Source organism: Subsaximicrobium wynnwilliamsii, assembly GCF_007997225.1.
In the GTDB taxonomy this organism is placed as follows: domain Bacteria; phylum Bacteroidota; class Bacteroidia; order Flavobacteriales; family Flavobacteriaceae; genus Psychroserpens; species Psychroserpens wynnwilliamsii.
In genome coordinates this window covers 20118-33457 of sequence record NZ_VORM01000019.1, presented here as the reverse complement: position 1 = coordinate 33457, position 13340 = coordinate 20118, and the positions used below count along the sequence as shown (strand labels likewise).

General features: G+C 41.0%; 15 protein-coding genes. 14 read left to right on the top strand and 1 reads right to left on the bottom strand.

Annotated elements, in window-relative coordinates; all coding sequences use genetic code 11:
• From ESY88_RS14850 to atpG, 11 genes are all read left to right on the top strand, one after another.
• Positions 1 to 708: an ABC transporter ATP-binding protein gene (locus tag ESY88_RS14850; RefSeq protein ID WP_147086031.1), complete on the top strand. Its 708-nt coding sequence runs from the start codon at positions 1 to 3 to the stop codon at positions 706 to 708.
• A 477-nt stretch (positions 709 to 1185) separates the two neighbouring features.
• Positions 1186 to 3738, top strand: coding sequence for a type IX secretion system periplasmic lipoprotein PorW/SprE (porW, locus tag ESY88_RS14845; protein WP_189702613.1), 2553 nt, complete (start codon positions 1186 to 1188; stop codon positions 3736 to 3738).
• Positions 3739 to 3749: 11 nt separating this feature from the next.
• Positions 3750 to 4187, top strand: a complete 438-nt coding sequence (locus ESY88_RS14840; protein ID WP_147086030.1) for a bactofilin family protein — start codon at positions 3750 to 3752, stop codon at positions 4185 to 4187.
• Entirely contained in the window at positions 4180 to 4380 is a 201-nt protein-coding gene (locus tag ESY88_RS14835; protein WP_223270845.1) for an AtpZ/AtpI family protein, read from the top strand. The genes ESY88_RS14840 and ESY88_RS14835 overlap by 8 nt, the downstream gene beginning before the upstream one ends.
• The gene (locus tag ESY88_RS14830) at positions 4373 to 4765 is read left to right on the top strand and encodes a DUF6168 family protein (protein ID WP_147086029.1); all 393 of its coding nucleotides are present in this window, start codon (positions 4373 to 4375) and stop codon (positions 4763 to 4765) included. The genes ESY88_RS14835 and ESY88_RS14830 overlap by 8 nt, the downstream gene beginning before the upstream one ends.
• 87 nt (positions 4766 to 4852) lie before the next feature.
• Complete coding sequence (atpB, locus tag ESY88_RS14825) at positions 4853 to 6025, top strand: F0F1 ATP synthase subunit A (RefSeq protein ID WP_147086028.1); 1173 nt, start codon at positions 4853 to 4855, stop codon at positions 6023 to 6025.
• A 36-nt stretch (positions 6026 to 6061) separates the two neighbouring features.
• On the top strand, positions 6062 to 6253 hold the full coding sequence (atpE, locus tag ESY88_RS14820; protein WP_147086027.1) for an ATP synthase F0 subunit C: 192 nt from the start codon (positions 6062 to 6064) through the stop codon (positions 6251 to 6253).
• 91 nt (positions 6254 to 6344) lie between these two features.
• Positions 6345 to 6845, top strand: coding sequence for a F0F1 ATP synthase subunit B (locus ESY88_RS14815; protein WP_147086026.1), 501 nt, complete (start codon positions 6345 to 6347; stop codon positions 6843 to 6845).
• A 25-nt stretch (positions 6846 to 6870) separates the two neighbouring features.
• The gene (gene atpH, locus ESY88_RS14810) at positions 6871 to 7419 is read left to right on the top strand and encodes an ATP synthase F1 subunit delta (RefSeq protein WP_317128687.1); all 549 of its coding nucleotides are present in this window, start codon (positions 6871 to 6873) and stop codon (positions 7417 to 7419) included.
• Between the two features lie 52 nt (positions 7420 to 7471).
• Positions 7472 to 9058 (top strand): F0F1 ATP synthase subunit alpha, encoded by a 1587-nt coding sequence (gene atpA, locus ESY88_RS14805; RefSeq protein ID WP_147086025.1) that lies wholly within the window; start codon positions 7472 to 7474, stop codon positions 9056 to 9058.
• A gap of 83 nt (positions 9059 to 9141) precedes the next feature.
• The gene (gene atpG, locus ESY88_RS14800) at positions 9142 to 10002 is read left to right on the top strand and encodes an ATP synthase F1 subunit gamma (protein ID WP_147086024.1); all 861 of its coding nucleotides are present in this window, start codon (positions 9142 to 9144) and stop codon (positions 10000 to 10002) included.
• Between the two features lie 411 nt (positions 10003 to 10413).
• Here the strand turns inward: atpG and ESY88_RS14795 are convergent, their stop codons facing one another.
• On the bottom strand, positions 10414 to 10617 hold the full coding sequence (locus tag ESY88_RS14795; protein ID WP_147086023.1) for a hypothetical protein: 204 nt from the start codon (positions 10615 to 10617) through the stop codon (positions 10414 to 10416).
• A 32-nt stretch (positions 10618 to 10649) separates the two neighbouring features.
• Between ESY88_RS14795 and ESY88_RS14790 the strand changes: the two genes are divergently transcribed.
• From ESY88_RS14790 to ESY88_RS14780, 3 genes are all read left to right on the top strand, one after another.
• Positions 10650 to 11171 carry a hypothetical protein gene (locus tag ESY88_RS14790; protein WP_147086022.1) on the top strand — a complete coding sequence of 174 codons (522 nt, stop codon included), beginning with the start codon at positions 10650 to 10652 and terminating at the stop codon, positions 11169 to 11171.
• A 103-nt stretch (positions 11172 to 11274) separates the two neighbouring features.
• Positions 11275 to 11781, top strand: coding sequence for a hypothetical protein (locus ESY88_RS14785; protein WP_147086021.1), 507 nt, complete (start codon positions 11275 to 11277; stop codon positions 11779 to 11781).
• Between the two features lie 79 nt (positions 11782 to 11860).
• Entirely contained in the window at positions 11861 to 13324 is a 1464-nt protein-coding gene (locus ESY88_RS14780) for an oligosaccharide flippase family protein (RefSeq protein WP_147086020.1), read from the top strand.
• Positions 13325 to 13340: the final 16 nt, after the last annotated feature.

Here is a 13340-nt window from a genome sequence, read left to right as displayed (position 1 = left end):
ATGATTCAAACCACAGCACTTTCTAAATCTTACGGTTCAAAAACCGTGTTAACAATCAATGAGCTTCACATCCCAAAAGGACAAAGTTTTGGATTGGTTGGAAACAACGGAGCGGGAAAAACCACTTATTTCAGTCTCTTGTTGGATTTAATAAAACCTACAACCGGTCAAATTACCAACAATGGCATCATTGTAAGTGAAAGCGAAGATTGGAAACCCTTTACATCGGCATTTATAGATGAAAGTTTCTTGATTGGCTATTTAACACCTGAGGAGTACTTCTATTTTATTGGTGAATTGCGCAATCAAAACAAAGCCGATGTTGACGCTTTGGTGGCACAGTTTGCCGATTTTTTCCACGGAGAGATTTTAAACCAGAAAAAATATTTGCGTGACTTGAGTAAAGGCAACCAGAAAAAGGTGGGCATCGTTGCCGCTTTGATTGGTAATCCTGAAGTCATCATTCTCGATGAGCCATTTGCCAACCTCGACCCCACCACCCAAATAAGACTTAAAGGCATTATCAAGGATCTAGCCGAAAAACAAGGGGTAACTGTCTTGGTTTCCAGCCACGACTTACTCCACGTAACCGATGTTTGCGAGCGCATCGTCGTCTTGGAAAAAGGAGAAGTCATAAAGGATTTAGCAACCAACGAAGCCACCCTAAAAGAATTGGAAGTGCATTTCTCAGGCGAGACGCTTGTTTGATTTTCAGTCCTCAGTCCTCAGTTGGTAGTGGGTAGTAGGTAGTAGGTAGTTTGAAATTAGGAATTGGGCGCTGCCCCCCTGCCTGCCCTTGGGTAGGTTTGTGAGGAGCTATGCTCCAATCATTGATCTTTGCGACTTTGCGAGAAAACATTAAGGCAATCCTAGGTCTCTGCCCCCCTGCCCGCCGTTGGGTAGGTTTGTGAGGAGCAATGCTCCAATCATTGATCTTTGCGTCTTTGCGAGAAAACATTAAAGCAATCCAAGGTCTCTGCCCCTCTGCCTGCCGTTAGGCAGGTTTGTGTCCCTACCTATCGGCAGGCAGGTCTGTGAGAAAATTAAACACAAGCATTCGTGAATTCGTGGCATAACCCCAGAAATCCCCAAAAACCGACCTTAAATTCAAAAAGATGCTTATTTTTACAGCATTACATAATAAATTCAGTCTGTTTTAGTTTAGGTATTACAAAATCCCAATCCTTGAAAACCACTTTAAAACCCATACTATCATTTTGTTGCGTCGCGATTTTATTGGCGAGTTGCTCCCGTAAAAAGGACACCTTCATCAATAGAAATTTCCATGCAATGGGCACCTATTACAACATTCTCTACAACGGTAACATCGCTTTAGAAAATGGTCGAGAAACCGTTGACAATGCCGCTACAGACAACTATTGGGAACTGCTTCCCATAGAGCGCATGCAGGTTAAGGAGGATGCCTTTATGCCAGGACAAGCCAAAAATCAGGATTTTGAGCGCGCTGAGGAAAAGGCCATAAAAGCGGTACAAAAACACGGGATGAATATCAAGGGCAAAGAGTTCAATCCGCAAATTGATGAAGCTTACTTGCTTTTGGGTAAATCCCGCTATTTTGACCAGCGTTTCGTGCCTGCCTTAGAGGCTTTCAACTACATTCTTTATAAATATCCAGCCAGCGACAAGATCAATACTGCAAAAGTTTGGCGTGAAAAAACCAATATTCGCTTAGAAAATAATGCACTAGCCATTCAAAATCTTAAAGAGCTTATTGAAGACGAGGTGCTGGAAGATCAGGATATGGCAGATGCCAATGCCATTTTGGCCCAAGCTTACATCAATACAAAATCTAAGGATAGTGCCCTAACCAAATTGGTGATTGCCGCAGAATTTACCAAGAAAAACAGAGAACAGGCACGGTTTAATTACATCATTGGGCAACTCTACAATGAGTTTGGAAAAATCGATAGTGCCAATATCGCTTTTGACAAAATCATTGATATGCACCGTAAAATCCCAAGACCATATTATATCAATGCCCATTTGGCAAAAGCCGCCAATTTTGACACCATCGGTGGCGATAGAATGGCGTTTGAGGAGTACCTCGCCGATTTGGAAGAAGATCGTGAGAACCGTCCGTTTTTGGATAAAATCTTTTACCGCATTGCCGAATACCACAGAGGCAACAAACACGATTCCCTTGCGGTTGCTTATTACAATAAATCCTTACGCACCAATTTGGGGGATAAAGAGCTTAGATCCAGAGATTACGAAACTTTGGGCAATATGAATTTTGACATAGCCGAGTACAAGTTGGCAGGTGCCTATTATGATAGCACCATGACCAATTTAACGATAAACTCTAAGCCCTTTCGTGTGATTGAGCGGAAACGTGAAAACCTGGAGGATGTGATTCGCTATGAGGATATTGCAAGAGCTAATGACAGCATTCTCAATCTGGTCAGTTTATCGGAAGCAGATCAGCTCGCTTTTTTTACGGAACACACCAATGAGTTGAAAGCGATAGCAGCAGCTGAAGCCGAAAAAGCGGAAGCCGAAGTACGTCGAAACACCGGCTTGCAGTCTGCTTCAAATACCATCCAAACCGCGAGGATCGAGCCTAGCACAAGGGGAGGAGCACCAGGGAAACAAACCTTTTATTTTTATAATCCCACCACTGTGGCCTATGGCAAAAACGAATTTGTCAAAATTTGGGGCGATCGTGAGTTGAAGGATAATTGGAGATTATCAGATACTAAGAGCAGCACTTTTCAAGCCATTGAAGAGCAAGAAATAACAACCAATGCTTCGGAAGATAAGCGTTTTGACCCCGAATTTTATATAGCGCAGATTCCTTCCGATCAAAAAGTATTGGATAGTTTGGCGAGAGAACGCAATTTTGCCTATTATCAACTAGGTGCCATTTATAAAGAAAAATTCAGTGAATATCAATTGGCAAGGGAAAGGCTTGAGCAATTACTGAAAAATGATCCTGAGGAGCGCTTAATCCTTCCGTCTAAATACAATCTCTATAAAATCTACATGGAACTGGGACTTGCCCAAAAAGCAGAAATGACCAAAACCGACATCATCAATAATTACCCCGATTCAAGATATGCCCAGATATTGCTAAACCCCAATTCTGGTTTAGATCAAGATGAAAACAGCCCCGAACGTTTGTATGATGGGCTCTACAAAAAATTCGGCGATCAAGATTATGAAGAGGTCATCGCAAAAACAGAGGAGTATATCAATCGCTTCGCAGGCGACCCTATGGTTCCAAAATTTGAAATTTTAAAAGCATCGGCCAAAGGCAGGCTTTTTGGATTCGAGGCCTATAAGACAGGGGTCAACTACATTGCCTTGACTTATCCCAATACTGAAGAAGGCAAAAAGGCAGACGAAATTTTAAAAACAGCCATTCCAATCTTGGCAATGAAGGAATTTAAGCCTAATGATGAGGCTAAGCACTTTAATGTGCTTTATCCGTTTTCCAGCGATGAAAAGGAAAACATCCCCGAATTTATCAAAAAGCTTGAAGAGGCTGTGGCTAAGGTTGATTATTTCGACTTGACCACATCAATCGATGTGTATGATCAAAACACAATTTTTGTTGTAGTGCATGGGCTAACAAGCGCCCAAGGTGCTTCGGGTTTTGCAGAATTACTAAAGGAAAATAAACAAAAGATCAAACGTCAATTTTGTGCTATCTCGTCCCCAAACTACGAAATCGTTCAGCGACATAAAAATTTAAGCAACTATTTAGAATTTCAATAAAATTCCAACTTATGTTTTCAGAAAAAAAATCAACAAAAATGGCAGAAAACTCCAACTCTCAACAAAACACCATAGCCAAAGGCACCCAAATCACTGGCGACATCGTTAGTGAAGGGGATTTTAGAATAGAAGGTAAGATCGAAGGCAACATCCAAACCCCTGGTAAAGTGGTAATTGGTAAAACAGGTGTTGTCAACGGGACTTTGAAGGCAGCTAATGCCGATATCGAAGGCTATTTCTCTGGCAAGTTGTTCCTAACAGACACCCTATCCCTAAAAGCCACGGCACATGTTGAAGGCGAAGTGGAAGTTGGTAAAATCGCTGTGGAGCCCGGTGCAAATTTCAACGCGACCTGCCAGATGAAAGGTGCATTGAAAGAATCTAATAGCGCTACTAACAACAACCAAAAAGGAAAAGAGAAAACTGTAGAAAAAGGACAAGTTGTCTAATAAATACATAAAATTTACTTCGGTCGCCATTCAAATGGGCGTTACCATCTGGCTTGGAAACGAGTTGGGGAAATGGCTGGACTTCAAATTTGAAAAAGATTTTTGGGCACCTACCATCACTTTGCTCGCGGTTTTTATAGCCATGTATTTGGTGATATCACAAGTCTTAAAAATGTCAAAGGAAGATGATTAATGCCGTCCTTAAATATGCACTTTACTTTACATTGGCTTTTGCGGTGGTCTACACCTTCCAGAAAATAGTTATGCGCGATAACCCCGAGGCGATGCGCTATGACTATCTTAGCGTAAATGCTTTTTTTGCGCTTACATCTTATGTGATTTGTGTTTTATTCGATGTGCTGTCTGGAAAAAAAATCTTAAAGCAACAGTTGGGCTATGCTTACTTGCCGACCCTTTTTGTTAAGGTGGGTTTATTCTACTTACTATTCAAAAACAGCATTTTTGAGCTGGCGAATTTAACCTTGATTGAGCGTCTCAATCTATTGATTCCGCTATTCCTTTTCCTAATTTTGGAAGTCATTCTAATGGCTAGAATTTTAGCTAAAAACAACAACTAAATTTTAAGCCAAAAAAAGCAATTGTTTATTTTTAAAAATTATGTACTTTTGCACGGAATTTAAAACACTGTTTTTAGACTTTAAATAATGGGAATATTTCAATACAGGTTTAGGTTTTTGTTTTTAGTGTCTTTTTTGCTGTGCGGCAGTGCTTTATTTGCTCAAGATGCTGAGCAGGCAGAAGGCATAGTCGACACTAAAAAAGAGGTGGACGATTACATACAGCACCACATACAGGATTCTCATGATTTCACTATATTCTCTTACAGCAATGATGCCGGTGAGCGTAAGCATTTTGGCTTCCCGTTGCCAGTGATTGTTTGGACTTCGGAAGGTTTGGTGACTTTTATGTCGTCTCAATTTGATCATAATGACAATGGTGAGGTCATCGTTGAAGAAGAGGGCTTGAGCTTTGCAAAGATCCATGGAAGTATTTATGAATTGGAAGGTGGAGCTACCGCAGTTAATCTTGATGAGGAGCAGCACGCTACTAATGGCGATAAAGTCATTGATTTCTCCATTACCAAAAGTGTGGTTGGTATTTTGTTGATTGGCCTGTTGATGTTTGTTTGGTTCTTTGGCTTGGCAAGACAGTATAAAAACAAAAAAATCCCTACGGGTTTTGGTCGTGTTTTAGAACCTTTGGTATTATATGTAAGAGACGAGCTTGCAAGACCAAATATTGGCGAGAAGCATTATAGAAAATTCACAGGCTATTTGCTTACCGTATTTTTCTTTATTTGGTTGCTTAACATGGCAGGCTTAACACCACTAGGTTTTAATGTGACTGGCCAAATCGCCGTAACTGCAGCATTGGCTATCTTTACCTTGATCATTTATACCATAAGTGGTAATAGAGATTACTGGATGCATATTTTATGGATGCCAGGTGTGCCAATTTTGATTCGTCCTATTTTGGCAATTATAGAATTGGTGGGCGCATTCATAATCAAACCTTTTTCGTTAATGGTTCGTTTGTTTGCTAACATTACCGCGGGGCATATCGTGATGATGAGCTTGATAGCGATCATGTTTGTGCTTAGAGCAGAACTGGGTGTTGTTGGATCAAGCGTATTATCTGTCGCTTTGTCTTTATTGTTGTTTTTCATTGAACTTTTAGTGGCCTTTTTGCAGGCTTATATTTTCACTATGTTGAGTGCCTTGTTTATCGGAATGGCGGTTGCAGAGCACGATCATGATCACGATAAAAAAGGTCATGACGGGAGTGATGTGGAAGATGTAAGGGGCGATTTTATATAAAGAGTGTTTTTTTAATTTAATATAAATCTATTTATTATGTACAATTTAATTGGAGCAGGATTAATCGTAATCGGAGCAGGTATTGGACTTGGTCAAATTGGTGGAAAAGCAATGGATGGTATTGCACGTCAACCAGAAGCATCAGGAAAAATCCAAACAGCGATGATTATCGTGGCAGCACTTTTAGAAGGTCTTGCATTTGGTGCATTGATCTTAGGACAAGGTTAATTTGCCTAAATTTTAAAAAAGAAATTGGCTTCTGCAACGGTTGGTTGCAGAGCCATTTTCAAATTAAAAAAACATTTTACTATTTTTAACGATGGGAGATTTATTTAATGACTTTTCGATAGGCCTATTTGCAATACAAACGGTATTACTCATAGTGCTAATATTATTAATGGCCAAGTTCGCTTGGAAACCAATCATGAATTCTTTAACCGAAAGAGAGGAAGGGATTCAAGGTGCATTGGATGCAGCCGACAAGGCTAGAAGAGAAATGGAGAACCTTCAGGCAGATAACCAAAGGTTATTGCAGGAAGCTAGACTAGAGCGTGATACTATGTTTAAGGAAGCGCGCGAGATCAAAGCCAAAATGATTGAAGATGCAAAAGGAGAGGCACAAGAACAAGCCAATAGCATGATCAAACAAGCGCAAGAGGCTATAGAAAGCGAAAAGCGAAATGCCATGGCCGAGCTTAAAAACCAGGTGGCAGTGCTTTCTGTGGATATAGCAGAGAAGGTTATTCGTGAAGAACTATCCAACAAAAGCAAGCAATTGGAATTGGTGGATAAAATGTTGGGAGAAGCAAGGCTCAACTAAGTTGAATTAAAAGACACCCGCTTCCGTGGGCATTATAATGGCAGGAGAAAGAGCAGCAATACGATACGCTAAAGCATTATTGAGTTTGTCTGAGGAGAAAAATGCTTCCGAAGACATCAATAAAGACATGGCCTTGATGGCAGAAACCATCTCTAAAAGTAAGGACTTAAGATTTGTTCTTGAGAGTCCGGTGCTGCAATCGTCCAAAAAACAGGGGGCTATATTAGCGATTTTTAAAGATGCAAATGCACTCACTGTAAATTTGGTTGATATCTTGAATACCAATAAGCGTATTCCGATTCTTGGAGAGGTCGCCAGCCAATACATGCGATTGTATGATGAGCTAAAAGGCATTCAAGTGGCTACAGTGACCACTGCGGTGGCTCTGGATGATGTTATGAGAGCCAAGGTCTTAGCGAAAGTGAAGGAACTTACTGGCAAACAGGCAGAGGTGACAAACAAAATAGACGAGAGTATCCTTGGGGGTTTTATCCTACGTGTGGGTGATACGCAGTATGATGCTAGTGTTGCCAATAAATTGAACAAATTAAAACGAGAGTTTACATTAAATTAAATATACAGATTCAGTAGTTTTTTAATACTGGATATCTAATACTTTTTTGAAAATGGCAGAAGTAAATCCAGCTGAAATTTCAGCAATCTTGAAACAACAACTTTCCGGTTTTGAAGCAGGTGCTTCATTGGATGAAGTTGGAACAGTATTAACAGTAGGTGACGGTATTGTGCGCGCTTACGGTCTTTCAAACGTTCAATACGGAGAATTGGTGGAGTTTGACGGCGGTCTTGAAGGCATCGTACTCAACTTGGAAGAAGACAACGTTGGTATCGTTTTGCTAGGCACCTCTGTAGGTGTGCAAGAAGGCTCAACAGTTAAGCGTACTGGCCGTATCGCCTCCGTGAATGTTGGTGAAGGTATTGTTGGTCGTGTTGTGGATACTTTGGGGAACCCCATTGATGGCAAAGGTGCCATAGCAGGAGAAACTTATCGCATGCCATTGGAGCGTAAAGCACCGGGTGTTATTTATAGAGAGCCAGTTACCGAGCCATTGCAAACAGGGATTAAGGCAATTGATGCCATGATTCCCGTGGGAAGAGGGCAACGTGAATTGGTCATTGGTGACCGTCAAACTGGTAAAACGACGGTTTGTATTGATGCCATCTTAAATCAGAAAGAATTTTACGATGCAGGTAACCCTGTATATTGTATTTATGTTGCAATTGGCCAAAAGGCTTCAACCGTAGCGAATATCGCAAAAACATTAGAAGAGAAAGGCGCTTTGGCCTATACAGTCATCGTCGCTGCAAACGCATCAGATCCTGCTGCAATGCAGGTTTATGCGCCTTTTACAGGGGCTTCGATTGGTGAGTACTTTAGAGATACTGGTCGTCCTGCATTGATTGTATTTGATGATTTATCAAAACAAGCGGTCGCGTATCGTGAGGTGTCTTTGTTATTGCGTCGTCCACCAGGACGTGAGGCCTATCCAGGTGACGTTTTTTACTTGCACTCCAGATTGTTGGAGCGTTCTGCTAAAATAATCAACAACGATGCGATTGCGAGAGAAATGAATGATTTGCCAGACATTCTAAAACCCATGGTAAAAGGAGGTGGTTCTTTAACCGCTTTGCCAATCATTGAAACGCAGGCGGGCGATGTTTCGGCATATATCCCAACCAACGTGATTTCCATTACAGATGGACAGATTTTCTTGGATGGTGATTTGTTCAATTCTGGTGTTCGCCCAGCAATCAACGTTGGTATTTCTGTATCTCGTGTTGGTGGTAACGCTCAAATCAAGTCGATGAAGAAAGTTGCAGGTACCTTGAAATTGGATCAAGCCCAGTTTCGTGAATTGGAAGCCTTCGCCAAGTTTGGTTCCGATTTGGATGCCGTAACCTTGAATGTGATTGAAAAGGGTAGACGTAACGTTGAAATACTAAAACAAGCCCAAAATGATCCATACCCTGTCGAAGATCAAGTGGCTATCATTTATGCAGGTTCTAAAAACTTGTTGAGAGATGTTCCTGTGAATAAAGTCAAGGAATTTGAGCAAGAATATTTAGAGTTTCTTAGAACTAAGCACGGTGATGTATTGAGTACTTTGAAAGCTGGAAAATTAACAGATGAGGTGACCGATACCTTGACCGATGTGGCTAAGGATCTTTCAGCGAAATATAGAAATAAAATTTAGTACGAAGTTTTGAGTATAACGCATTAAGAGCTATTGCTAATCAACCTTAATACACAAAGCTTAAAACTTAATACCAAAACAAGATGGCAAATCTAAAAGAAATACGTAATAGAATATCATCGGTGTCTTCAACGATGCAGATTACCAGTGCCATGAAAATGGTATCGGCTGCAAAACTGAAAAAAGCCCAAGATGCTATTACGGCAATGCGACCTTATTCAGATAAGCTTACAGAACTTTTGCAAAACCTGAGCGCAACTTTAAAAGAAGATGCAGGTAGCGAGTTGGCAGAACAGCGTGAGGTCAATAAAGTATTGTTGGTTGCCATTACCTCAAATAGAGGATTGTGTGGTGCTTTTAATTCCAACATCATCAAAGCAGTTTCCAAGCGGGCTACCACAGCATACGCCAATCAAGAAGTGTCGTATGTGGCGATTGGCAAAAAAGCCTACGACGCGTTTAAGAAAACCAAACAGGTTATCGCGAATAAGAGTGAGGTTTACGATGATTTAACTTTTGATCACGTTGCTGAAATTGCTGAAATGCTCATGGAAAAATTCGTCTCTGGCGAATATGATAGAGTCGAAATCATTTACAACAGCTTTAAGAACGCTGCAACGCAAGAGTTAATGATCGAGCAATTTTTGCCGATTGTTCCTTTGGAAGGCGATGCCAATTTATCTACAGATTACATTTTTGAACCATCAAAACTGGAGATCGTTGAGGAATTGATTCCCAAATCCTTAAAAACACAACTCTACAAGGCCATAAGAGATAGTTTTGCATCAGAACATGGTGCAAGAATGACGGCGATGCACAAAGCAACCGACAACGCTACCGAGCTTCGTGATCAATTGAAACTCACTTACAACAAAGCCCGTCAAGCATCCATTACCAACGAGATTTTAGAAATTGTAGGAGGCGCAGATGCGCTGAGTGATTAGGCGCAGCGGGAGCGGAGCCAAATTTCTAAACCGCGCAGATGCGCTGAGTGATTAGGCGCAGCGGGAGCGGAGCCAAATTTCTCAACCGCGCAGATGCGCTGAGTGATTAGGCGCAGCGGGAGCGGAGCCAAATTTCTAAACCGCGCAGATGCGCTGAGTGATTAGGCGCAGCGGGAGCGGAGCCAAATTTCTCAACCGCGCAGATGCGCTGAGTGATTGGGCGCAGCGTGAGCGGAGCCAAATTTCTCAACCGCGCAGATGCGCTGAGTGATTGGGCGCAGCGTGAGCGGAGCCAAATTTCTCAACCGCGCAGATGCGCTGAGTGATTAGGCGCAGCGTGAGCGGAGCCAAATTTCTCAACCGCGCAGATGCGTTGAGTGATTAGGCGCAGCGGGAGCGGAGCCAAATTTCTCAACCGCGCAGATGCGACAATTGGCTAAGAGCAAATTTTTCAATCGCAGCAACAGCCGCTCTGATCAATATTTGAAAAGAGATACGTAAAAAAACCAAATAAATACCTGACGCAAAATTGTCAGGTATTTTTTTGTTTCCGTAGGAAAACATCGATGAACTGTTAATTTTATCGATTGGTAGCGCTATTTGGTTTTTTTTCATATATTTACAGTCCAAATCTTAACCTACATATTATGAAATTAATCACAAGGACGTTTTACGTCACGGTTTTTGCCATTGGATTGTTAGGTCTATGTCAAACTTCACATGCCCAGAGCAGTATGTCACTGCAAGCACAATCTGCCATTAAATTTGATTCAGTCTATTTCCAGGAATGGTTTGCTGGCATCAAAGTTGGCGGTACAGGTTTTAATATTTTCTTTCCAAACGTTGACAAAGATGATCGTATCGAACTTCAGGACGTTTACTTCAGAAATCTCAAAGGGAAGCTTTCTAAAGTAAAAGATAAATATGTGGCGACCTTAAAAAATCCTTCGAAACATTATACATTCAAAAAAGCCGATAAGCCAGAAGGCTATCCTTTTGATCTAAAGGACTCTGAATGTGTCATCAGCTACAATGAAAACGGCCAGACCAAATTCATGAAAGTTAAAGTGCTTGATGAGCGTGCGGGCACCTATTATGAAAACGGGCCACCGTCCATATACCAATATGATGCAACCACCCGTATGGCTACTGTTGATGAGACCGATTAGTATCAAACCAACCATCATAATCAATAAAGTCCTTGCAATAGCATAGGGCTTTTTTTATTTCGTTCAATTTGAAGTCGTAACTTGAAGGCTCAAATCGCTTCAAATGAAACTAGAGTTCTCAACAGTCGCTTGTTTTTTTATGACCATCATCCTGATCAGTTTGTCTGCCTGTACCAGCGCCCAAAAACTTCAGGAGAACGCACCTACCAATTTCGGTAAGGTCTATTTCCAAAAATGGAACTCTGGTGTACAAGGTGGCGGATCGGGGCTTCATATTTATATTCCTGTGGAAGAGGCTTCGGTAACATTGGACAGCGTTTATTTTAGAGGTCAAGTTTCAGCATTGAAACAAAATCCAAATAACGAATTGCTTTTCATTGGTTCCTTCAAAACGGCAATCAATGCGCCCAAAGACCTCATTATGAGTGATGATCCTAATAAGGAGCGCGAGAACAAACTCCCATCGGCCGCAATGAATTCGCGGTTTAAATTGGACGATGATCAATGTGTGGTAAGCTATAAAAAGGAATCCAAAACCGTATATTACAAAATCTCGAACCTTGAGGAAGCGCAACAAATCAACTACCCAAGTACCGCACCAAATAACTGATGACGGCAAAATCTCAGTAATTCGTTTTTTTTGGGAATCACGCAATAAAGTGTACTTTTGAGCCTTTAAAAACAACTTCTTGAGCGTACTAAAATCTCTTTTCAAACAGACTTTCTTTTACGGTTTGGCTACGGTCTTGCCAAGAATGTTGAGTTTCTTTTTGGTTCCACTTTACACTACAAAGGGCGTGCTATCCTCGGTGGCGGAATATGGCAAGGTCAACATCATATTCTCGTATTTTGTAATGTTCAACGTCATTTTAGCCTACGGTATGGAAACCGCCTTTTTCAGGTTTTTCAATAAGGAGGATGATGAGGCCAAGGTTTTGGGAACCTCCAGCATTTCCTTATTGGTATCCTCTTTCGGCTTTTTTGCACTGGGCTTAGTGTTTCAAAATCAAATCGCCAATTTCATTTCCATAGATGCCAAGTATATCAACTTAGTCATTTGGATTTTGTTGTTGGATGCCTTGGTCATCATCCCATTTGCTTGGTTGCGGGCTACCCAAAAACCCATGCGTTACGCGGTTATCAAGATTATAAACGTATGCATCAATATTGGTTTGAACTTATTCTTTTTACTGAGCCTAAAAAAAATCGCGCATCAAAATGTTGTTTTTGAGGCCATCTACAAGCCCAATTTTGAGGTCAGCTATATTTTTATCGCGAATTTAGTCGCAAGTGCGGTCACCTTACTTTTGCTCGTTCCATTTTATACCAAGCTCAAGTTTAAGTTTGACAAGCTGCTTTGGAAAAAAATGCTGCGCTATGCTTTACCGGTTTTGGTCGCTGGGGTTGCATTTTCCATAAACGAGACTTTTGACCGTATTTTATTGGATTACCTGCTGCCACCCGATGTTGCTGAAACGCAGATTGGTATGTATTCGGCCTGTTATAAGTTGGCCTTGTTCATGACGCTTTTTGCAACCGCTTATCGCTTAGGGATAGAGCCTTTTTTCTTCAGCCATTCCAAAAGCGAGAATCCGCAGAAAAATTATGCACTTATTTTGGAGTTTTTCGTGGCCTTTGGATCGGTCATTCTTTTATCGGTTGTAGTATTTGCCGATGTCATCAAGCCGTTTATCATTCGTAGTGAAGACTATTGGGAGGCCATGTGGATTGTACCAATTATTTTGATCGCTAATTTCTGTTTGGGCATTTACCACAACTTATCGGTGTGGTATAAAATAACCGATCGCACTAAATTTGGAGCTTATATTTCGGTTTTTGGAGCTGTGGTTACACTCGCCATTAATTTTATGTTTATCAAGTCTTATGGTTATAGAGCTTCCGCAATAGCGACATTGGTGGCTTATGCTTTAATGATGTTCCTGTCTTATTACTTCGGAAGAAAATACTACCCCATTCCATACAACCTTAAAAAAATTGGCTTGTATTTAACGCTGTCTATTAGCTTATCAGTCATTTCCTTTTATTATTTTAGAACTCAAATTTTTGTCGGAATCACTATGTTAATTGTATTTTTGGGCATCGTTGCCTATAATGAAAAGCAGCAAATTCAGCGTTTATTGAGAAAAACTTAAGCGAAGGAAGAACGTT